We start from the raw sequence: 22,318 nt of genomic DNA, 5'->3' as shown, positions 1-22,318 counted from the left end.
GACCTAATTACGATTAATTCAACCTATACTGGAATTAATTCGATCTATGCAGGATTTATTCGACCATTACTGGATTAAATCCAACCTTCACCTGATTACAAAAAAAGCGCCAAAGCCAGGATGGCTGAGGCGCTTGCTTGTTTCAATTTATTTGGACACTTCTTGAAGAATTGATAAATCGATCATGCCTTTTATATCATTGCTAGGGATATAACCAGCTTCTTTGCTTATGTCGGCCATTTCCTGAATGACTTGCTCATTAACTTCAGTTGTCACTTCAAGGCGTGAAAATGCTGAAGCCACTTCTTCTTTACTTAATTCTTTTCCAGTCAGTTCCTTCAAATGCTTAATAACCAGTTCTTGGCTTTCTTCAGGGTTGTCTTGTATAAACTTCACCGCTTTTTCATGCGCTTTCAAATAGGAAGCAGCGAGCCCCTTTTTATCCAAGAACTTCTGGCTTGCAGCCACTACCGTGTTAGGTGAATCTTTCCCCCATGCAAATTGATCCCAGTCAAGCAGTAACTTTCCTTTTGCCTGGTTTTCCAATACATAACCCCATGGTTCCTGGGTTGCTGCTGCATCGACTGATTTTTGGACAAAAAGGGCGGTTGTGTCAGCAGGTGCTGATGCATACAGCTCAACTGTCCCCCCATTTGTAGTCGGTTTTAAGTCAACATCTTGAAGGGCTTTCCTAAGCATGACATCCTGTGTGCTCCCAATGACGGGAATCGCTACCTTTTTACCGTCCAAATCCTTTAAATCCGTAACCTTGCTTCCCTCGCTAGCCACAAGAACGGCACCGCCATTAACAGCTCCAGAGATCAGGTGGTATTCAGGGTTTTTTACGTAAAAGTTAAGCAATGGACCAGGACCAACCGTTCCGACATCAATGGCGTTTGTAGCCATTGCTTCCATGAATAAACCGCCATTGGCTACTGTTTTGGTTTCTATCTTAACATCTTTACCGAACTCTTCTTCGAAAAAGCCTTTTTCAAGCGCAATGATCGTTGCACTGTGGGTTAAGTTAGGAAAATACCCAATTTTCACGGATTTCCCCCCGGACCCTTCTCCTTCTTCATCATTACTGCTGGATTGAGTGCATCCGCTTACTATTCCGATTAACAATACAGACAGTATAAGGGCAAAAAATGATTTTTTCAGCATATTTTTCTCTCCTTCTAAACTATTATTTTATTAAACTACCGTTGATTCACTCCCCATTTCAATTGAACATTACGTTCAAGACGGGAGAAGACGACATTATCCACGATTGTTCCGATGATTGCGATGATGATCATCACGGAGATGACCAAATCCATTTGTCCCAGTGATCTGCCCATTTCCAGCAATTGTCCAAGACCGCCTCCCCCGCCAAGTAATTCACCGGCCATCAATGCACGCCAGGAAAAGGCCCATGCGATTCGGAGACCGGATATTATTTGCGGGACGGATGCTGGTAAGATCACGGTGCGAAGAAAATGAAACCCGGTCGATCCATATGTTTTTGCAACCCGCTGATACAACTGTGGTACATTCCGGAATCCACTCGTTGCATTAACCGTCATCGTCCAAGTTGCTCCGATGGTGACGATGAAGAGGATCGAAAAATCATTCAATCCAAACCAAATGATCGCTAAAGGGAACCACACGATACTCGGGATGGACTGTAATGCCGTCACGACGAATCCTAAAGTGTCTTCGACCAATTTATAGCGCCAAATGAAATATCCTAATATCAGACCTACTATAATGGCAATCATAAAGCCAATCAGGATACGGCCAAGGCTTTTTCCGATGGCTTCGGTTATTTGTCCGCTCATCAGTCCATTAAACAGAGTTTCCAAAACCTGAGTCAGGCTTGGGAACATGAAATCCGGAAGACTGGAAAGTCTAGATGTGACTTCCCATATCCCCGCTATCATCGCGATGAATATGATTCGTCTTAAAGCTGTAATCATTCCCCATTTCCTCCTTCAGCACTTTTTCAATTTCCTCCTGCAAAATCGATAGAACCCTTTGTTCTGTATGCAAAGTTACACTATCCGGCATAACTCCATCTTTCATGGAAGGGACGGAAATCGTCTCTTTGATTTTCCCGGGACGGGTAGCAAAGACGATAATTTTTTCGGAAAGCTGAACAGCCTCACGAATATTATGGGTAACGAAAAAGATCGTCACTTTAGTTTTTCTCCAGATTTCGAGCAGCTCTTTATGCAAGACCATCCTCGTTTGCTCATCAAGCGCGGAGAATGGCTCATCCATCAACAGGATATCCGGTTCCATCACCAATGCTCTTGCGATGGCTACCCTCTGTTTCATGCCCCCTGAGAGTTGATGTGGATAGGAGTCAACATACCGGCTGAGGTGAACCATCTTTAAAATGTCCAATGCCTTGGCTTTAGCCTCTTCATTGGGCATTTTCTTTAACTTCAATCCGTATGTAACATTTTCAAGTACCGTCAACCAAGGAAATAATCCCGCCTCTTGAAACACTACAACCCGTTCCGGACCTGGCTTCACCACTTTTTTCCCAGCTACACGTATTTCACCTGTATCTGCCTTATCAAGGCCGGCAATCAGATAAAGGAGCGTGGATTTACCACATCCAGAAGGACCGACGATCGAAACGAAGCTTCCTTTCTCGACCTCTATGTTTATCTTATCGAGCACCTTTATGCTATCTTTCTTTTCATTCTTAAAACTTTTTTCAATGCCATCTATTGTTAAATACATAAAGTCACCCCACTTTTATATCGCATCGATTTACTAAACATTATTTCTTAATAATGATTAATCCAATGGTTTTTGTCAACTATAAAAATGCAAAAATTCTAATTTATCGGTATCTTTCTATTCAACTGTCAATATATTGATAAATATTCCAGACTTACACAAAAATACATATGAACAAATCCCAAACAGCAAATAAAAAAACCTGAGCCCTTTGTAGGTTCAGGCTAATTTTAATATCCATTTTTTAAAGTTTAGTTAACCGAAGTCACCAGCATCTTCCGATAACGTTAAAAAATCCTGCTTCCATACAATTTATCCTTCATCTTTTGTGTCCTTGCATGCAGAGGCTTTTTCAAAATGACACCTAAGATGAGTGTAAATATTAAAAAGAGAATCAGGATAAAAATGTCCTTGCCAGCTACGCTCCAAGTTATTCCCCCAACAGATTCACGAAGTAAACCTACAGCATAGGTGAACGGCAAGAACGGGTTAATATGCTGAAAAAAGGGCGGCGTGACCTGAATCGGGAAGGTGCCTCCTGAACTTGATATTTGAAGGACCATCAAGACGACGCTTATCCCTTTTCCAACATTTCCAAGAACGGAAACGAAGGTGTAGACAATGAGTGTAAATACTGTACTTATCAGAACAGAAAACAGGATGTACTCAAATTTATCCGCTACATACACATCGATCAGGATGATATTCCCAATGGAAACAATAAGAGCCTGCATTACCCCAATGATGAAAAATATAAGATACCGACCGATATAAATTTGATACGGGCTGTAGACCTTTTGAGAAACACCCACGCTAAGCATGGAAATCAATATTGTACCGCCGACCCAAAGGGAAAGTGCCGTAAAGAAAGGAGACATGGCGGATCCATAGTTCGGAATCGGAAAGAGACTGTGTTTATTGAGCAGCACTGGTTCTGAAAAAAATTCACTTTCTTGTTCAATATCATTCCTTAGGAAATCGATCACTTCTTCCATATTATAAGACTTATCGAATTCCCTCATTTTAGAAGCTAGAGCCTTTATTTTCGTTTCGATTTCCGGAAACTTATTCTGTAACTTATCGATATCCCCTGTACGTGTTTCCAATGTTCGATTGGTCTCATTCAACAGCATCCTCACCTCAGGAAGAACCTTGGCGCCCTCCTCCATCGTAAGCTGGACATTATTCAATATTGCTTCCGTTTCATTCCAGATTTCAGTGAATTTTGGCCCTGTATCCTTTGAATAGCTCTCCTGGAATCTTGCCAAGACTTGATCATTGTTCCCAGCAAGTTCGATAAGATTGCCGAAGGCTCGGTTATTCAGCGCTTGAAGTTGGTTCGAAGCATTATCCCTTAGTTCATCAACCAGCTGTATTTCTGGCTGAAGCAAGTTTTTCTCATTAAATTGATTGACCCTCACCAATAAATTATACATACTGTCCAAAAGGTACAGCTCTTTATTTATCCTCGTTATCCCTTGTTCCACTAGCTGATCATACTCATTGCCAGGCAAACCCTGACCCGTTAACCGGTTCGCCAGCACTATAACGGATTCATTATCGCTCCTGATGTTCGCAATATCATTTTTCAAAAGGGGATTGATTTCTGTGAATGCCTGCCTTGTTGAATCTACATAACTAGAAACGTCAGATACCAATTTGTCCTTCTGCGATGTTATTCCTTCTATTGAATCCAGGCCATCATTAACCTTCTTAATGATATCTTCAGCCTTTTTGACATGTGTTTGAACGGTTTTGATATTTTGCTCGATCTCAGGAAGCTCACCCTCTAATAAATACACCATATTCTTCATTTTTTGTATCGTCGGCAACTCGTTTTGCAAGGTGATTCCGAGTTCATTAAAGATTGCAAGGATACTGCCACTGGCTGATTTGATAAAGGTTTTGCTCACATTGTCCACAATGCTGTTGGCACCCGCTGCCGTTATTTTAGGAGCAATGGAATTGATCTTTTCATTAACATAGTAATCAATTTCCGCCTTCTTAGGGTCATCGGTCATGATCGTCGCAATATGTTCGGAAAAGTTCTCCGGAATGATGATGGATGCATAATAATCACCCTTTTCCACCTTTTCTATCGCTTCTTTTTCCGATGTGAATCTCCAGCCCAGATCCTTATTCTCCTTTAACCCTTCCATTACTTCCTTACCTATGTTCACGGCTTCGCCATTTAACTCCGCACCTTTATCATTATTGGCAACACCGACAAGGATTCCATCCGTATTTGCATACGGGTCCCAAGATGCGACAATATTAAACCACGCATAAATGGAAGGGATGAACATGAGAAAAACAACTACGATACAAACAAAGAAATTTTTATAAATGCTTTTTAAATCGTCAATGAAAATTTCCTGAATATTTCTCAAAACATACCCCCGTGCAAAAGTATTTTGATACTATTATTCGAAGAAATTACTTTAACGATACAAGTAAACATATCCATCAATTTTTCAGACCAAATAAAAAGAAGCAAGTAACGAACTACTTGCTTCCTGAGATTTCACGAATCTTGAATGCCTGGTTTAAAAAATAAAGCTATCAGTTTATGTAAGATGGGTTCCCAATTCAAGGACGGCTTCTTGTCTTTTTCCTTTTTAGTTACAGAATAAACGGCAAGGTGTAAGAACATACTATCACAAACGAACTGTCGGGAGTTTTGCAAGGGAGAAATAGTCATGTCAGAATCTGTTGAAATCATCTTTCGAACCTTGACCTCTTTTATTTTATTATGGGTATTTGTCCATCTCCTTGGTAAACAGACGATTGCCCAGAGGACCTATCACCTTTATATCGCTTCTATTACGATGGGGACAATTGCAGGGAATCTAGCATTCAATATTAAAATTAAATTCCTGTATTTTATCATTGCAATTATTATTATGGGTACTGTCGTTTATATGCTGAATCTTCTATCGATTCGAAATCCGCTCTTCGGGAAATGGATCGCTGGAGAACCTGCTACCTTAATTCAAAAAGGACAAATTCTCGAAGAATCAATGGAACGAATGGGGTATTCACTAGAATCTCTTAAACAGGCTTTGCGAGGAAAAGATATCTTCAACATTGAAGAAGTGGAATTTGCCATTTTAGAGACAAATGGCTCCCTCTCTGTATTAAAAAAAGAACAATACCAAAATGCCGCCAAGCAGGATTTACCTTTACTGCCCTCAGCAGGAACTGTACCGATAGAACTGGTCCATGATGGAAAGATTCTATATGAAAACTTATCCAAACACACCTACGATTACGAATCGCTAGTGGCTGAACTCAAAAAAAGAAACCTTGCTGTTTTTGATATCTCGTATGCTGTCGTAGGAACAAAAGGAAATTTGTATATTGATTTGATTAAGGATCAATCAAGGGAATAATCTTTTGGTTTTCAGTAAGTATCAAATATCTTAACAATAATCCGGCCCATATCATGATTTGACTGGCCATTCCCTTTCCATTTTGTTTCATAAAATTAAACTGGATTAAATGAGTGAAGATACTCCTTTTCATTTTAATATTTCATAAATAAAAAGTGGTTTTTCCAGAAGGAAAAACCACTTTTTCAGCCTATTATATTTAACTCTTTTCAATCACGTTTATCAATTCCCTTAAATAATCAGGTAGATCAGGCGGACGCCTGCTTGATACAAGGTTTCCATCTACTACGACGGGCTTATCTATCCAAGTTGCCCCCGCATTTTCCATATCATCTTTAATGCCCGGTGTACTCGTTACATTCTTCCCCTGTAAAATTTTAGCGGATATCAATACCCAACCAGCGTGACAAATTTGCCCAATTGGTTTTTTACTTTCTTCCATGCTTTGGATAAGTGATATCACTTCAGGAAACCGGCGAATTTTGTCAGGTGCCCAACCGCCCGGTACAAGAATGGCATCATATTCTTCAGCTTTAATACTGCCATACTCATAATCTGATATGGCTGGTACACCATATTTTCCAATGTATGTTTCATTCGCATTTTCTCCAGCGAGGTGAACAATCGCTCCTTCTTCTTTTAATCGCAAAATCGGATACCAGAGCTCTAAATCTTCAAAATCATGATGCACAAGACTGATTATTTTCTTTCCTGCTAATCTCATGAAACCCTCTCCTTCTTTCGTTCTATTGCCCTTTACCATACTTCCCTTTTTCTACTGCCTGTACACTATGCATGCATTAACCGATCATCAATATTTGACCTAAAAATCAACCTTTACCAAGTACAACCCAGCTGCCTCCGCCATACGGCCCGTTTGGATTCTTTCTTTTGACTCTATAATACTTGGTATATTTTCAGCATCTATTTCATCCAACCCAACTTCTATCAACGTCCCGACAATCTTCCTAACCATATTATAAAGAAATCCATCGCCTCGCACCGTAATTTGGATGAAGCCGGCATTTTCTTCTATATCAATGGAATATATCTCACGCACCATGGATTTTTTCTTAGACTTTGCATTTGAAAAAGCAGTGAAATCATGTTCACCTATAAAAAATTGACATGCTTTTTTCATTCTTGTGATATCCAGCTTTTTCTCTACATGCATACTGTACTTTCGCATGAAAGGATTTGTATATTGCTCGTTCCAGATCTTATACAAATAGGTTTTATCCTTAGCATTATAACGTGCATGAAAACGTTCAGGAACTAGCCTAACATCGACAACGCTGATATCTCGGGGTAAATATCTATTCAAATAATTCATGATTTCAGCTTCAGTCAGATTTTCACCGAGCTTAAAATTGGCGATTTGAGCAAGGGCATGTACACCGGCATCCGTTCTGCTGCATCCGATGATTTCAATTTTTTCCCCTGCCATTTCCGTTAATACATTTTCTATTTTCCCTTGAATCGTATCATCACTATTACCTAGTCGCTGCCAGCCTTTATAGCGCCCGCCATCATATTGAATGGTCAATTTATAATTGTTCATTGCGTCCTCCTTATTTTATTCCTGTAAAGTCATCTAAACAGAAAATTCTTGATAAAATACAAGCCCCCATACAACTCCTGCTGTATGAGGGAACAGATGGTCCTTTCTTAGAAAAACATTTAAATTGTTAAGTTGTTAAAGGGTTTTGTAACTGCTCCACAAGTCTACAGTAAAAGGAGTTCCATTTTAAGGGTTCGTTCAGGATATACCCCCCAGCCTCATGGACCATGATTTATGTAAAGAACCTGCAGCTCATCCATGCGATTCGATAGTAAATCCTAGCAATCAAACTAAAAAAGCACTTCTGCATAGTGTACCAAAGTGGCTAACGTCATGCAACGAACGAGCCGGCGTCACATATGCAGTTTCTGTGCAATGCAGAATCACACAGGAATAATAAATGGAAATCAAAAAATAAAAAAGGCCCAAACCCTTGTTACATCAAGGATTTGACCTTTGGCAGTTGATGACCTGTGAGGGATTCGAACCCACGACCCCTTCCCTGTCAAAACTATTTCACAATTATCTTCATCAGATAACATATTATCCATAAGAGCAATTACAACCAATTTATTTTTTCACATGACAGCACTCTTTTGCTTAAGTCCTTTTTCAAATAAATGGAATAATCATTGTCCAACTTATAAAAATTAACGAAAAAGCATAAAAAGGGACTTCCAATGAGTAAAAGAAGCGTTATTTATACAAAGGCGAGTATATAACTGTAGCAAATATTTTCTCGATATTAATAATGATTCAATACCCAATTATAGCATCATTCATTGTAATAGGTGCTTTATTAGTTGGAACATCGCTAACCTCATTTTTTCCAGCCTTTTTTACTCTCCGTCCTTATAATCCGGTTGGAAAAACTTACTTTTTTCTTCTAATATACTTTCTATTGCACTTCTATTGCAGGGACTAATTTTCCGTAGTCTTCTGTATCATCAACAGCTTCTTTATCAAAAATCATGTTCATTACCTCCATCTAGTATTTCTGTGATAGGTGCACTCAACCTTAATTATAAAAAATGTAATACTTGAAAGTTAATACTCTAGAAAAATATTCCTAAAAGGAAAAGAAAAAATACGATATAATAAGGATATTAGCAAGATGATAAATCAAGAAGAAGCTCAGATAGACATAGTGTCACAGGGGTCATCTGTTTTCCCATTTACTCTAGGAGGTACATTTTGAAAGAATCTAAATTGAATAAAGGATGGTTAAGTTTGGGGGCAATCGGGTTATTTTTCCTAGGAAAAATGAAATGGTTGTTTGCGCTATTGAAAATAGCAAAAGTAGGTTCCCTGATTTCTATTTTCGTTTCATTAGGAGCGTATGCCTTGGTTTACGGTTGGAAATTTGCTGTAGCCCTAGTCTATCTAATTTACATCCATGAAATGGGGCATTTACTTGCTGCTAAGAGAAAAGGCATCAAAACATCCAATGCTATTTTCATCCCTTTTGTAGGAGCGTTAATTGCCCTTAAAGAAGAGCCCAAGAATGCTAACCAAGAAGCTTATCTTGCCTTCGGAGGTCCATTATTAGGTACATTAGCATTTCTACCAGCCATACCCCTATTTATGATGACGGAAAATCCATTTTGGCTTTTAGTTATTACACTTGGAGCCATGATTAACCTATTTAATCTAATGCCTGTGCATCCTCTTGATGGAGGACGTATAGTGGGAGTCATCTCCACAAAGCTTTGGGTATTAGGGATTATCGGAATGGTTGTATATTTGTTTCTCCATCCAAATCCATTTTTAATTCTTTTCTTATTATTGGGTATTTCTAAGTGGTGGAAAGAATTCCGTAGCGAGACAACCAGAAATCAAAGAGACATCATCATTGAATTGAATCAATTTGGATTAAGGCAACTAGAACAATATGCAGGTGCAACAGATGAAGAAAAAATTCGCCTGGTTAATATTTGGAATATGGAATTAAGCCAACTACATGAAAAGTTTAACAACATGAAGAGTTGGCATATCCCGCTATTTAGTGATAATAAGCTAAAAGAAAAACAGCTGACCGAGGTAAAATTAAATATTTATAGATCCTTAATGGATGCTGCTAATTCGAATGAATACCAGAACGGACCGACCGATTTTGAAAATATAGGCACGTATGAACGAATAGTAGCAACGTTCTTTAAAGAAGTGCAAGAACAAACTGAAATTAGGGATAAAGAGAAATCCTATTACTCATCGAGTCTCAAAACAAAAGTCATCTGGTTCTCATTATACATTGGGCTTGCCATTTTCTTAATGATAACAAGCTTATATGCAGGTGATTTAATGGAACAATATAAAACTTTATTACCGTAATACATTATGAAAGGGGACCTCATTTATGAGTGTCCCCTCAAACTTTAGACAAACTCGATTTTCATCGAGTTTGTCTAAAGTTTTTTTGCTTGTACAAATTTGGACGTTGATTGGAACGTAGGGCACTCGCTTTCCGCGGGCGGTCCGGGAGCCTCCTCGGCGCACCTGCGCCTGTGGGGTCTCCCTTGGACTCGCTATTCCCGCAGGAGTCTCGCACCTTCCGTTCCAATCAACTATGTTTTAAAATTTAGATAGAACTCCTTTTGCCTACAGTCTTTTTTGTTTTAAAATAGATCTATTAAAATTTGAGGTGATAAGGATGCTTTCGAGACATAATTCTATTCAGCGAGATCAACTTGAAATGATTACTTTAGATCAACTGGTGCCGGCGAACCATTTGGTTCGTAAAATTGAGGCTTCCATTGACTTCATTTTCATATCCGACTTGGTGAAAGCCTCCTTAATTAATGTTCCAAAAAAACCCTCGTTTGGATTATTATGATTAAGTAAATACCCCTACAAGTAACCTTTTAATAATTTTTGGTTCTGTTAAGGTTAATGGTGTTAATTAGGCAAAAAAAAAACCTAAAACACGTATAATCTACCGACTTCATCCTGTAAACCTAATTTTATCATTTCATGTATGACCAATTCTTTTAACGCTATCTCATTTGCAATTAAGTAAATAAATTGGACATCTCTGAAGAAAGCCATTTTACTTTCTGTTGTTGCAGAATTTAAAAAGGCCTTCACTTCTTCCAAGTCAATCGTCATATCTTTTTCAAGTTTGTATGGGAGAAAATTGCTTGTAATGTTCTCTACAGGTATTATGCCTAACCCATCAAGAGTTGATAAAATAGTTTGTTGCTCTCTTTCTGTCCTTACTTTTCTTTCCACATAATGATAGACATCTTCTATTCGTTCGCTATCGAATGTGGCTATTATCTTTTCCACTACATAGTTTGCGTTCTCTTCAAATTCCTCATCTTCAGGTTCTACTTGTTTTAGTTCTTTGAGCAAACGAATATACTGTCCCTCATCTTCCAGGATATTAAAGTTAGAAATAGTTAAGGCACCTTTCATCGTACAAACCAAGTTAAGAAACTCCCTTATATTCCTTGCTACAATCTTTATATGTGAATCAAAATCCATTGGACTAATACATACAACAAAAGCATTCCCTAAATCAGATACTGTTCCGAAGTCAGTTAGAAATCCGAAATGTATGCCGTCAACGCCTGTACTAGCAAATGTAATGACATCATAGGGAGTATTTTCATAAGGGGAGAAGTCAAATTCTAAATAAAGGGATAATTCACTTAAGGAGTGGCCTTCTTTTTCAATTTCCTTCTCTAATTTATGGAGCTTTTCAATTGTTGGTGGCATTTTCAAATACTTTCCGAGATAACTCACTATTTTCTCCTTTAATATTGTGCCTTATTAGGTGATTTAAGAATAACTTGTGTGTTAAATTATTACAATATTAAACCATCGTAAGTATTGTCGACCCCAATTCGGCTGATTTCATCAAAAACTAATTTCACTTGGTACAGCTGATTATATCGAACACGAATAGACATAGACTGATTTAACAAATTCACCTATGTATCGTTCAAAAAAGGAAGACAAATGGATTGCATTTATTGAATGTATGTTGAAGGGACTATCTCTTCGTAAAACAGCCGAAACACCGAATCGGTGATGGTCTTATTTTTAACCTCCATCGTTAGCAGATAAGCAAAAGGCTTTACTCAAAGTTCCTTGATATATTAATTATTAAAATAATTTTCCTGTATTCCTTTTAAATGCTGCTCTATCCGCCACCAATTGAATAAAACAAAACGAGCAATAACTTTATAAACAAAAAAAGGCCCAAACCCCTGTTATATCAAGGATTTGAGCCTTTGGCAGTTGATGACCTGTGAGGGATTCGAACCCACGACCCCTTCCCTGTCAAGGAAGTGAAAGTAATCGGATTATAACAGATTTAGTTAGAAAACGTTGATATAATGGTCCTTTATTTTTTCTATGTATGATATAAGCAGATGTAATTGGTGGCAATATGTTTTGTTTTGCCACCAATTTACCACGAGATAACCCCCTTGTGTTATAGTGGGTTTATCTGATGGTAAATAAAAAACTTTATTTCCCATTAAAGTAGAAAACTAAGTCAGCTACTGTTTCTTATATAATTACTTGCTAACCATTCTCCACAAAAGTAATTATAAAAATATATTTGATGTTGCTGTTGTTAAGTTGAAAAGATGGCAAACAAATCAATCCTCTCCCTATAATTAAATAAAGAGGATGTTATGCTATCGTGCGAAGTGACTGGTGGGACTGGTTTTGGCTTTTTGAATCATTACATCATGCCGCCCATGTGGTTTCAAAGTGTAATATGTTTAACAACAGTAGAAAGAAACAGCATGAAATCAAATTATTGCTCGTGCTAGCTGTAACATCTTTAACTTGGATTTAACATAATTTATTATATTTCGTTAGCAAAATGTTAGCAGATATTCGATATGGAATTACTCACAAATCAACAAAGCGATGCAAATTCTACATGCATCGCTTTGTTGCAATGATTACACACTCTACATGACTTGTAGAGACCGCAAACAAATTGAATTAGAAGTTGTTTTTACTGCCCAATTTTTGTTTAAACTCTTTGACATAAAAGTACTAGCATATGAACAATCCTTTTTACATTGTGTATCATCGATAATGAAAAAGACAATTGGACGCGAATCACCAGCTTTGGACTGAGATCTTTTAATTTGAATGATCGTTAATCAATTTTCTGCTCTTGCCGCTCGTATTTGGCTACTCTTTGCAATTTATCTAAATCCACCTTACGATCCCATACTTTTTTTGCATTTTCTGTAATATAGGGATAAAGATATTGATCAACGACCACCTGATAATCCAGGTCATCAAGTAAATTATACGTACGAATTTTTATGGTTTTGTTATCAAGGGTGTCAATGACTATATCATTGATTAAATTCAGTGGATTTCTTATTAAATCGATATTCCGGATATTCTTAATATAAACTGTACCTTTCTTCGACTTAATCGTACCATTTTCACCTTGGACAATCGTTAACAGGACCTTTCCTGGAATAAAACCTGGAAGTGACCAAAGCGATAGGTAAAGGTAAAAAGGAGTAAAGATGAGACCACCGCCAAGGTAAAATAAAGAATACTTGGACTCAAATTTCAAACCGTGTATGATTAAGAAAAAACAAGCAATTAAAAAACCTACAGTCGCAAGAAACATCCACCCGTACATGAACTTTGACCCTTTTATCTGAATGGTGTTATTTTCTTTCTTAACGTTTACCAAATAATGCACCTCCTTAAGCTGGAAGAATCTTGTTGGTTAATAATAGTTGATTAATAGATGCCTCATTTGCTCTCTGAATACTCAGGTCAAGGTTGTTGTCCCTTGTAGCTAGCCAACATTCATTCTTTCCTGGAATCATAAAATAAAGATCTTTTAGGTCAGGGTTATTCTCTGAGTCATACGTTAAGCTTACTAAACTATCCATTTTACCGTTTCTATTCGAAATATCATTTAAAAACTCTAAGATACTAGTAGACTCTCCCTTTTTACTTACCCATTTCTGAACAATTGACTCCGGTAAAGAATGAGATTGACTTACATATTCTAAAAGTTCTTCAAATTCTTCACTTTTTAACTGAAGAATAACTTCACCTTGCTTTTCTAACGTATGGAAATGGAAAAAACCGCTTATAACTGAAAGGATTTCTTCTTTCGGCAGCTTAGAAATAGAGTGAACTTGATGATCGTACAATACTTTATGTAAATAAACCTCTCCATTTTTAAAATGAAAGGAAATACTATCTTCTCCATTTAAGTCTGGCTGATGTTTAGAAGCGTTTACGGTACTTTCTGCATTATTCAATGTATGAATATAGGCAGCAAATTCATCTTTTAACTTATATTGATTATCTACTTCCTTTAACATATCTTTTGCTAACAAAGAGCGAGAGGCAATTTCTAACATTAATTTCAACTCGGCATCTTGAAGCGTTTGAAAATAGGCTCCCTTAATCGACATTCCTTGTTCAAATAAACCTTCACTATAAAATGAAAAAAGTAACTCTTCAATACTTAATTGAATGGTATTCATATATCCTCCTTAAAAAAATGAAAATTTATCCTCAAAAAAATCTTTTGCTCCATCGGCAAGGGAACTCGCTGTTTCTTTTGCTTTCGATAATCCATTACCAATTTCTCCCACCTTCCCTATTGGGTCAGCAATAGTATCCTTAATTTGATCATTTACGAAATCAGCACCTTTATTAACACCTTCAACAACTTTCCCAGCTTTCTCCAAACCACCTTTAATCAGTTCAAGCCCATCATGTATAGGTTCTTTAATGACATTCGCTGCTTTCTCTGCTATACCTGCCGTAAGTTTAGCCGCTTGCTCTCCAACAAGTCCTCCTACAAATGAACCTGCAGCGGCTCCTACAACCGTACCGACTGGGCCTACTATACTTCCTAGAGCACCTCCTACGAATGCTCCCGCAATGGAACCTCCAGAAATCGCTACGGTATTATTCACTGCATTTCCTACCGCTTTAGCATTTTCTCGCTTTAAGACCTCTGGATTATTTCCATATTTCGCATAGTTTTCGGAAATTTTCAGTCCCATTCCGCCTGCTTCCATTACTCCTGTTACTAGTACTGCACTAACAGCGTTGGTTTTGGCAAATTTCGCTCCCGTCTGAAGAAATGATTTAAACGTTGTAGAGTCCAATGCTCGATGCTTAATCCCTTCAAATAATGCCTTTGAACTATCTGTATACTTAACAACATCACCAGGAAGATATTTAGCAACCTTTTTGTGAACTAAGTCAGCAAATGGAACATCTCTATATTTTTTCAATAAAAAGGTTGGATTTAAATAGGCTCTTGCTACATTACGAAATTTGGAATTATCGACTACATCTGTTAGTTTATTTAGGGCATTCATATGTTTATACATATAGACATCATCACTATTTTTGATAAATTGCGTAAAACCTAGCCCATAAAATGCCAGCTGTTTTGATACTAAAGCACCCATCGCAGTGAGCGCTCCATATTTCTCATGCAGTTTATAAAGTTGACCGACTAAGTTATCAGCATCGGAAAATTTATTGGCGGTCATTCGAAGGTCGATCTCCATTTCACTCAGAAGGTCAACTAATTGATTTCCTGTTCCCCACGGATCTCCTACTTGATAAAAACAATGACTATACTCTGCTTGAGCACTGCTAATTAGGTTCACTAGTTCCAAATGAAGACTCTTGTATTCTTCTTCAATTTTTGACAAGTGCGAGACAAACTCATTTGCTAAATCTTCTAAACGACCTGGGTCTACTGAAATTTTATTCCCCACTGTATCATCCTCTTTTCTTTTCCTTTATGAACTATTTCATCTATATACTATGAAAAAAGTGATGTCCTAATAGAATAATCTATAAAGGCAGGATAAATAGGTCGACACAACCCGGTACCCAATTTTCATCCATTCCTTGCTTACCGTCATCTTCTTTTTTCTTTCCCTGTCTCTACTTATTACAAGCCATTTTAAACCTCTCAAAACAATTATCATTATTGGCAAGTACAGTTGTAAAACTTTAGCGGACATAAGGTAGACTTAAAAAAGAGTGATTATTTGATGTGCCAAAACACCAAATTGAATGAACAAAATAAAAAAACCACCGCAGCCGGGGAGTAAACTACCATCTTTATTTTGCTTATTCTTATCCGGGAGGATCCAGCCTTCCTCTTCCAAACTTTTACGATCCCTATTCTTCGGTTTCATATGACACCTCTTTATATCCTTCATTCATTTTGTTTCTACTCATCCTTCATACAAGCAAGGCGCTCTAATTCTCTTTGTCTTTCAATCTCTTCTCTCACTCTGTCAACATCATTTGCTGCGCTTTCTAATTCTCTACTTATTTGATAAAGATTGTCTGAATGTCTTTGAAATAGGACAGCTGCTTCATCTAGTATTGAATCAAATTTTTTCCGGGCTTCGCCAGCCCATGTCTCCGTATTCGTATGTATACTCTGCATTAATTTTGATTCATCTAATTTTAACTCCTCAGAAGATTCCTGAAACACTTTTGTTAATGCTCTGACTTTATCCGAATTCATCTTTTCACCTCATTATTGAGTCAACGTACTTTTTCTCTATTTATTCTCAAATACCATTTTAATACAACAATTCCCTATTTTAGATAAGTAAATATTACTATAATTACTAAGTCACTTCCATAGGCCCCCAGTATTGAAATAAGAAATAGATATAGGAATAATGTTTTATTTTATTAACATAACGAGTGTAGTTGTCAAATATGCCATGATATAACGAGGAAAATTGCAATTTTCCTCATGCAGAGGAAGAAGGTTTATCCATTTCTGCCGTTAAAAATGAAGGTGGTTGGAAAGCTATAGAAGTATTCGGTTGAGGAACTTTTGAGTAATAGATGAATTGAGACTTGCAGTTTCATTCAGGAGGAGAGCAGTTTGGTTCCTTATTTAGGCAAAACAGCTCTCTTTTTAAAGTAAAACTACACATTTGCTTCATTTCGATTCTTTTTTTGCCTTTCTTCTATCTGTCTTAACACTCTCCAAATCGTGATGAGAGAATAAAACAGCAGCAGCATCGAGTGCCCAGCTTTACACTAAAGTTATATTCCTCGTATGAATACCACTCCTCTATCCTAGAATCCCTATGATTCTTGAGATAGGGGGTGGGGATTTTTCATTGTCCATAACCCGCATAACCTAAAAGTGTATATCCCTCGCCCCTCCATTACATCACAACTCAGAAAAAACCACAATTTACCTCTTGAAATTTTCACGTGAAATGGTTTTCGCTATATGTTAAAAAATTTTGTTATACTTTCACGGATTGATGTAGGCTTTCTTCCAATTAGTTTTTCTTAATCATTAGACGTATTTCCTTCATGTAACTTATGCCGAACTTCTTTTAATTTTCTATGGCAATTTTTACAGTGGCTGAAGTCTATGACATTATCAAACTCCTCGTAGTTTACTTTGCTGCGCTTCCAAAATCCCATATATGCCAGCTCCTATGCATTAGAGTGGGCAGGTAAGGCTTTAGCATTAATTAAGAAGTGTTATCCCAGCCCATTTGAGCGAGCTGAATCATTATATAAAAAATCCCATCGTAGCGGAGGATTTCTGACCCAGGATTTTACTGCTTTAGTGGCATGTATGGAGTCTATACTTGAATGTGACGAATTTCTAGCCGATACATTTTCTCAGTTCGTTGAAGAGTGGTAAGATAAATAAAAAAAAAACAATTAGGTATGAAACATACCTAAATTTCCTAAACAAACGTATATTACCCAAGTTTGGTCATTTGAAAATTGATAAAAAAATCAATACTCTGCAAATATTTGATTTCTTAGATAAGTTACAAGAAGACGTAGCTAGAGGGGATGGAAAACCGGGTGCTTTTTCATCTGCAACAGTCGAAAAACATCACCGTATTTTCCGAAATATATTTAAACGTGCAGTTGAATGGAAGGTTATATAGGAAAGCCCCGCTGAAAATGTGAAAAAACCTAAGGTTCAATCGAGAGAAGGTAGGGTTTTTACAGAAGAACAAGTTCGGAAGCTAATGAACCATTTAAGTGGCGAAGATATGAAGTGGAAAATGATTGTTACCCTTGCAATAACCTCAGGTATGCGACGAGGTGAAATAGCAGGTTTGGAATGGAATCACGTCGACTTAGAAAAAGGGAAAATAAATATCCAACAAACATTAGCGTGCACAAAAGAAGAGAGATATATTTTTAAAGAACCTAAAACAAAACATTCAAAGCGATCCATAACACTATTACAAAGTGTGTTAGAACAACTTAAACGTTATAAAAGTATGAAAATTAGACAAAAGCTACGTGCTGGGGATAGTTGGGAAGGCGGAAATCGGTTCTTACTTTTTAGCTCTGAATTGGGTAAACAAATGGACCCGAAAAGCATAACTCGATGGTGGAAAAAACGGTTGAAAAAATATGAATTACCTGTGATAACATTTCACGAATTAAGACATACATCAGCTACCTTATTAATAAACCAAGGTGTCCATAACGATTAGTGCTAGGCTAGGGCATTCAAAAATAGGAACAACCATCGATATTTACGGTCATGCATTAGAAAGTGCAGATGAAAAAGCTGCAGAACACTTTGACAACTTATTAAATATTAAAGATACAAAATAGGAAAGGAAAAAATGTGTGATTAATTAATTTTTTTAATGGTAAGAACCAATAACCTATTTTTTAGATTTTAAGATTTTTGCCACCATTTTGCCACCAATTCATCTGTATTACTTCAAACTAAATCTCCTGTAACAACAGAAAAACCTTGATATCACAAGGATACCAAGGCTTTGTTGTAGTGACCTGTGAGGGATTCGAACCCACGACCCCTTCCCTGTCAATTTTGTTTCATAAAATCAAACTGGTTTAATTGCATTAAATGAGTGTAAAGAAGGTTGATTTCTCAAGGTTTTGTAAGGTGTTTATATCAACTCAGTAAAATGAATAAAGCTCAAAAAAATAATTATGTTAGCAAATGTGTGAGCAGGTGGTCTGCTAAAATTAATTAATAACTTAAAAAAATAATTATGTTAACATTTTGTTTAGCAAGATCTGCTGCCACTAATTTAATAATGCAGTACATATCAATTAGCGAGTTAGATGGGTTTGTTTAGTACACTTTCTTCCCTATATTGAGTATAAGTTTTTTATTCTATGGCTTCATTTCCGATATATAACAGACTACCATCTGATAAAATACTAAAAGCTTTATCATTTTCTTCTATAACTAATTCATCGTAAAATAATTTTGACAGTTCCGATAAATCCCATTTTTCAAGTAAATCAATAACTTTTTTATCAATACCATATTGAATATTAATATCGTTGCTTTTCCTATCTGAATCTGAACTTCTTCTGGTCCAAAATTCATTGTTACCTATAGAAATAAGATAGCCTATTTTTAAAACATTACTTTTTAATGGAGTATTTTCCCATATACCCGATTTCTCAAATTTTTTAATACGCTTTTCAATTGAAGACGATAGTACTGTTAAACCTGCTTTTTCTGTAACTCTTTTGTAATGGTTTGCAATTACATAATTTTCATTATAGTCTATTGCCTTATCATTTACAGGGGGATCAAATAAAAGCAGACGTACAGGATCACCATTTCTCGGTAAATGGCAAATTGTAGAATACATAAAATTAGCACGATAATTAGCCTTTTTCTTTATGCAATCATTTAAAGCAGATTTAATATCTTTGGAGTTTTTCCTCCCCTTAGCTTCAAATATAATTACTTGATTTTCATATCCAAACCTATAGTCACAACGTTTTTTAGCCCCTCCTATTTTTTCTACTTTATTAATATTTACCCCATACCATTTACACATAAAAATATTTGATAACCCTATTCCTAAAACTTCTGAAGAATCACCCTGTAGCTCTGACTCTTCTTTGTCAGATAAACATAAATTATTACCTTCATCTTGAATGGTTGCAGCAGAATTTAATAAAGCATTGAGGAATCTCAATGGATAACTTTCCCAACGGGTATTATAATGAATTGAGGAATAATGAAATATTTGTATACCTCTTATATACATACCATTATCCAACATATTTTTTAGTTTTATCTTCAGTTCACCCGAGCTTGCACCTAACCGATTATCACCATCAATTATATTTATTCTTTTATTTAAGAATAACTTTTTAAACATCTTAATTTCCTCCAAAAGCCCTATCTTCATCTAATTTTACTATCATACTAATTTAAAATATTATATATAGTTATAATCTACTCCTTATATTGAAATTCTTAACACTTACCACATTAAAAGGTAAATTTAATTCACGAAGATAATTCGAGGATCAAATCTGATAAAAAAATACAACAAAATTATTTTTAAAATACTAAATGATGATTTTCTTCAATCACAATTAACAGAACTAATCTACAATAGTTTAGCCAAAGAAGCAGTCGAGAAATAGTTTAAAACTTTTTTGTCAAAAGCATTGACCTTCAAGGTTTTTCATAGTTTAAATAGTCAGTGTATATTTTGTATAGTGCTTTTCTGATTGATCAGTCCTTATAAATTCCACATTATTATTAGAAATAAGAATTTTAGAATGCTCATCCAAGATTAATTCAGGAAAGCATACGGTTTTTCCTGTATTTTGCTCGATACTTATAATACTTACATTCTTCTTGGTGTCGAATTGAACCCCTATAGTATCATTGTTTCCCTTTAACAAAACACTACCATTACAGTCCACCCTCAAACAAACAGTAATTCCCCCTAAGTATACTTTTAAATAACTAGTGATAATCGCATTCTTCCATAATTTCTCAACGTTTTCCGTCAAATAATCTTGATTTTCTAAAATAAATCCTGGCAACATTATATTTTCGTGATCAAATAACAAATTGTGAAGGAAATAAAGATTAGTTAGTGTTTTTTCATCGTCAAGTTCGTATAACTTATACTTTGGTTTTTCAATATTAAGCTCATCATATATTTTCAATATTGTATTAATAATATCCCGATAAAAAAACAAATTTCCCCATTGCTCAGTAGGAACACCGTCACCTTTAACATTAGATACCTTAATTTTAGTATTCTCTATGCAATTTAGTAGAAAGTCAATTATATCCGGGTATTCAAATATAGATTTAGATGTTACTTCCTCCACTGTAATTTCAAAAAAATGATAATATTGTCCATCTTCTCCTAATCTACGTTGTGAAGAGATAAGTGTTAACCCTGAAGGGTGATAATAAGAAATTTCATCGTGATACTTTCTTTTTTCAAAGGAGCACTTCGATAACTCTCTAGTAGCACCTATAATTGACAGTTCTACTTCATCATAAAATATAGGTGCCACAACTGCTACATTAGTTGCAATTGAAGATAATTCATCGGTAACGAAATTCTTATAACTAGCAATTGGTATAGATGCTTTATTGATATCTCGTGCTAAAAACAAATTCCTAATTTCCTTATCTTTATCTATGAATAATTGTTCAAGATTTGCTACTTCAATTATTGCTAAAGAACCCTCTTCCGTTTGTTTAACAACTAACTTATTTTCTCCAATTATTTTATGGAGTTCTAATTTTATTTTCAGAATAGTTAAGTAGTTGCGGTATTCTTTTCGCATTACAGTATTTAACATATTTTCAAAAAGGGCAGAATCAGAGTACATTATCTCTTTCTTAATAATAAAATTTTTTCTGTTTGTATTTAAGAAACTGGAGAAGGCATTAAGTAATTCCAAATCAAAAAATCGAAAATAAACTCTTTCCTTTTTTATATCAACTAGAGTAATTAAAACAGGGAAATCACAAGCAATAATATTCTTAATATCATCCCTATTAAGTTTTGCTGATATTATTTCATTTTCAGTAGATTTTACATTCACACCGATAAAAAGGGGGTATACTATAGATGGTTCCTTTCCCTTCTGCAACTGGCATAGAAAGTCAAATCCGTAATCAAACTCTAACTTGTTTGGTAATAAATTAAGCTCTTTCTGTGCATATAACTTAAATATTGTTTCCCCAAGTTCTCCTATCCTTTGAGAATTACTCCTTTTTTTCATAAAATCATCCTTATAAAATTATATTTTTTCACACAATAAAAATTTCGATAAAATCATTTTATATAATTGGGAATTTGAGTTACCAAATAAAACTCCTTCTGGAACAAAAGATGCACAACGTCTACCTTTTTAAGCTTCTAATTTATTTTAAATTAATCATCTGATACAGATTCATAATCTAACGATCTTTTAAATAGTGGGTCTGCAAGAAGCCGTGTGTATTGTTCATTATCCTTATTTTGTTCAGAAAGCCTGTCGCGGTATGCAATATTAGGGGTATCTACACATTCAAAGAATGTTCCATCCCATTCAAATCGTAGAACATTCTTTGAATGAAATGCTCTCTTAAACTCTGAACTAAAAACATATCATTTTGATTTTCTTTTAAGTACTCACCAGATGATACAAGACAACCTGCACATCCTGCAGCTGGATCTACAATTATATCTTAAGGAATTTGGCTTCATAAGTCTGACAATCATAACGATAAATTTCAAGGGGTTCAGAATTGCCCATTAGTTCCCGCAGTGGACACTTTTGATAGTAGATACTCAAATAAATCATCAGGTTTCTTTTTTCCGTCTGAGTTACTCAGCTT

Annotated in this window: 18 protein-coding genes; 4 read left to right on the top strand and 14 right to left on the bottom strand. The window is 35.9% G+C overall.

Annotated elements, in window-relative coordinates:
- Positions 1-147: 147 nt before the first annotated feature.
- From V3595_RS10910 to V3595_RS10895, 4 genes are all read right to left on the bottom strand, one after another.
- The gene (locus tag V3595_RS10910; RefSeq protein ID WP_485907191.1) at positions 148-1,164 is read right to left on the bottom strand and encodes an aliphatic sulfonate ABC transporter substrate-binding protein; all 1,017 of its coding nucleotides are present in this window, start codon (positions 1,162-1,164) and stop codon (positions 148-150) included.
- A 35-nt stretch (positions 1,165-1,199) separates the two neighbouring features.
- Entirely contained in the window at positions 1,200-1,958 is a 759-nt protein-coding gene (locus V3595_RS10905; RefSeq protein WP_137020379.1) for an ABC transporter permease, read from the bottom strand.
- The gene (locus V3595_RS10900) at positions 1,891-2,733 is read right to left on the bottom strand and encodes an ABC transporter ATP-binding protein (RefSeq protein WP_485907189.1); all 843 of its coding nucleotides are present in this window, start codon (positions 2,731-2,733) and stop codon (positions 1,891-1,893) included. Before V3595_RS10900 ends, V3595_RS10905 begins: the two co-directional genes overlap by 68 nt.
- 287 nt (positions 2,734-3,020) lie before the next feature.
- Entirely contained in the window at positions 3,021-5,123 is a 2,103-nt protein-coding gene (locus tag V3595_RS10895) for a YhgE/Pip family protein (RefSeq protein ID WP_485907187.1), read from the bottom strand.
- Between the two features lie 309 nt (positions 5,124-5,432).
- Here V3595_RS10895 and V3595_RS10890 point away from each other — a divergent pair, with 309 nt between their 5' ends.
- Positions 5,433-6,125, top strand: a complete 693-nt coding sequence (locus V3595_RS10890) for a DUF421 domain-containing protein (RefSeq protein WP_485907185.1) — start codon at positions 5,433-5,435, stop codon at positions 6,123-6,125.
- A gap of 199 nt (positions 6,126-6,324) precedes the next feature.
- On the opposite strand, the gene V3595_RS10885 is transcribed toward V3595_RS10890, so the two are convergent.
- On the bottom strand, positions 6,325-6,849 hold the full coding sequence (locus V3595_RS10885) for a type 1 glutamine amidotransferase domain-containing protein (RefSeq protein ID WP_485907184.1): 525 nt from the start codon (positions 6,847-6,849) through the stop codon (positions 6,325-6,327).
- A gap of 99 nt (positions 6,850-6,948) precedes the next feature.
- Complete coding sequence (gene truA, locus V3595_RS10880; RefSeq protein WP_485907182.1) at positions 6,949-7,686, bottom strand: tRNA pseudouridine(38-40) synthase TruA; 738 nt, start codon at positions 7,684-7,686, stop codon at positions 6,949-6,951.
- Positions 7,687-8,880: 1,194 nt separating this feature from the next.
- On the opposite strand from truA, the gene V3595_RS10875 reads away from it, so the two are divergent.
- A complete protein-coding gene (locus V3595_RS10875; protein ID WP_485907180.1) occupies positions 8,881-10,017 on the top strand; it encodes a site-2 protease family protein in 1,137 nt (378 codons plus the stop codon).
- 585 nt (positions 10,018-10,602) lie between these two features.
- Here V3595_RS10875 and V3595_RS10870 read toward each other — a convergent pair.
- From V3595_RS10870 to V3595_RS10845, 6 genes are all read right to left on the bottom strand, one after another.
- Positions 10,603-11,430 carry a hypothetical protein gene (locus tag V3595_RS10870; RefSeq protein ID WP_485907179.1) on the bottom strand — a complete coding sequence of 276 codons (828 nt, stop codon included), beginning with the start codon at positions 11,428-11,430 and terminating at the stop codon, positions 10,603-10,605.
- Positions 11,431-12,808: 1,378 nt separating this feature from the next.
- On the bottom strand, positions 12,809-13,366 hold the full coding sequence (locus tag V3595_RS10865) for a DUF5381 family protein (RefSeq protein WP_485907177.1): 558 nt from the start codon (positions 13,364-13,366) through the stop codon (positions 12,809-12,811).
- Between the two features lie 13 nt (positions 13,367-13,379).
- Positions 13,380-14,177: a hypothetical protein gene (locus V3595_RS10860; protein WP_485907175.1), complete on the bottom strand. Its 798-nt coding sequence runs from the start codon at positions 14,175-14,177 to the stop codon at positions 13,380-13,382.
- A gap of 9 nt (positions 14,178-14,186) precedes the next feature.
- Positions 14,187-15,434 (bottom strand): glycine zipper domain-containing protein, encoded by a 1,248-nt coding sequence (locus V3595_RS10855; protein WP_485907174.1) that lies wholly within the window; start codon positions 15,432-15,434, stop codon positions 14,187-14,189.
- Between the two features lie 261 nt (positions 15,435-15,695).
- Positions 15,696-15,863: a hypothetical protein gene (locus V3595_RS10850; RefSeq protein WP_157831085.1), complete on the bottom strand. Its 168-nt coding sequence runs from the start codon at positions 15,861-15,863 to the stop codon at positions 15,696-15,698.
- A gap of 35 nt (positions 15,864-15,898) precedes the next feature.
- Positions 15,899-16,201: a WXG100 family type VII secretion target gene (locus V3595_RS10845; protein ID WP_268572502.1), complete on the bottom strand. Its 303-nt coding sequence runs from the start codon at positions 16,199-16,201 to the stop codon at positions 15,899-15,901.
- A gap of 1,141 nt (positions 16,202-17,342) precedes the next feature.
- Here V3595_RS10845 and V3595_RS10840 point away from each other — a divergent pair.
- Both V3595_RS10840 and V3595_RS10835 read left to right on the top strand, forming a co-directional pair.
- Positions 17,343-17,612, top strand: coding sequence for a hypothetical protein (locus V3595_RS10840; protein WP_485907171.1), 270 nt, complete (start codon positions 17,343-17,345; stop codon positions 17,610-17,612).
- An 18-nt stretch (positions 17,613-17,630) separates the two neighbouring features.
- On the top strand, positions 17,631-18,173 hold the full coding sequence (locus V3595_RS10835) for a site-specific integrase (RefSeq protein ID WP_485907169.1): 543 nt from the start codon (positions 17,631-17,633) through the stop codon (positions 18,171-18,173).
- A 651-nt stretch (positions 18,174-18,824) separates the two neighbouring features.
- Here the strand turns inward: V3595_RS10835 and V3595_RS10830 are convergent.
- Both V3595_RS10830 and V3595_RS10825 read right to left on the bottom strand, forming a co-directional pair.
- Positions 18,825-19,838 carry a hypothetical protein gene (locus V3595_RS10830; RefSeq protein ID WP_485907167.1) on the bottom strand — a complete coding sequence of 338 codons (1,014 nt, stop codon included), beginning with the start codon at positions 19,836-19,838 and terminating at the stop codon, positions 18,825-18,827.
- Positions 19,839-20,157: 319 nt separating this feature from the next.
- Positions 20,158-21,720, bottom strand: coding sequence for a DUF4365 domain-containing protein (locus V3595_RS10825; protein ID WP_485907166.1), 1,563 nt, complete (start codon positions 21,718-21,720; stop codon positions 20,158-20,160).
- Between the last annotated feature and the right edge of the window lie 598 nt (positions 21,721-22,318).

The sequence above is a fragment of the Bacillus sp. CFBP9009 genome, from assembly GCF_036541465.1.
GTDB lineage: Bacteria > Bacillota > Bacilli > Bacillales > DSM-1321 > Peribacillus.
Note: the sequence above shows the minus strand (reverse complement) of the source record. Positions and strands in the feature narration are given on the sequence as shown.

Bases quoted from the DNA above. Each gene is read 5' to 3' on its own strand.
- V3595_RS10910 (WP_485907191.1), bottom strand. From the start codon at position 1,164: ATGCTGAAAAAATCATTTTTTGCCCTTATACTGTCTGTATTGTTAATC.
- V3595_RS10905 (WP_137020379.1), bottom strand. From the start codon at position 1,958: ATGATTACAGCTTTAAGACGAATCATATTCATCGCGATGATAGCGGGG.
- V3595_RS10900 (WP_485907189.1), bottom strand. From the start codon at position 2,733: ATGTATTTAACAATAGATGGCATTGAAAAAAGTTTTAAGAATGAAAAG.
- V3595_RS10890 (WP_485907185.1), top strand. From the start codon at position 5,433: ATGTCAGAATCTGTTGAAATCATCTTTCGAACCTTGACCTCTTTTATT.
- V3595_RS10885 (WP_485907184.1), bottom strand. From the start codon at position 6,849: ATGAGATTAGCAGGAAAGAAAATAATCAGTCTTGTGCATCATGATTTT.
- truA (WP_485907182.1), bottom strand. From the start codon at position 7,686: ATGAACAATTATAAATTGACCATTCAATATGATGGCGGGCGCTATAAA.
- V3595_RS10860 (WP_485907175.1), bottom strand. From the start codon at position 14,177: ATGAATACCATTCAATTAAGTATTGAAGAGTTACTTTTTTCATTTTAT.
- V3595_RS10850 (WP_157831085.1), bottom strand. From the start codon at position 15,863: ATGAAACCGAAGAATAGGGATCGTAAAAGTTTGGAAGAGGAAGGCTGG.
- V3595_RS10845 (WP_268572502.1), bottom strand. From the start codon at position 16,201: ATGAATTCGGATAAAGTCAGAGCATTAACAAAAGTGTTTCAGGAATCT.
- V3595_RS10830 (WP_485907167.1), bottom strand. From the start codon at position 19,838: ATGTTTAAAAAGTTATTCTTAAATAAAAGAATAAATATAATTGATGGT.
- V3595_RS10825 (WP_485907166.1), bottom strand. From the start codon at position 21,720: ATGAAAAAAAGGAGTAATTCTCAAAGGATAGGAGAACTTGGGGAAACA.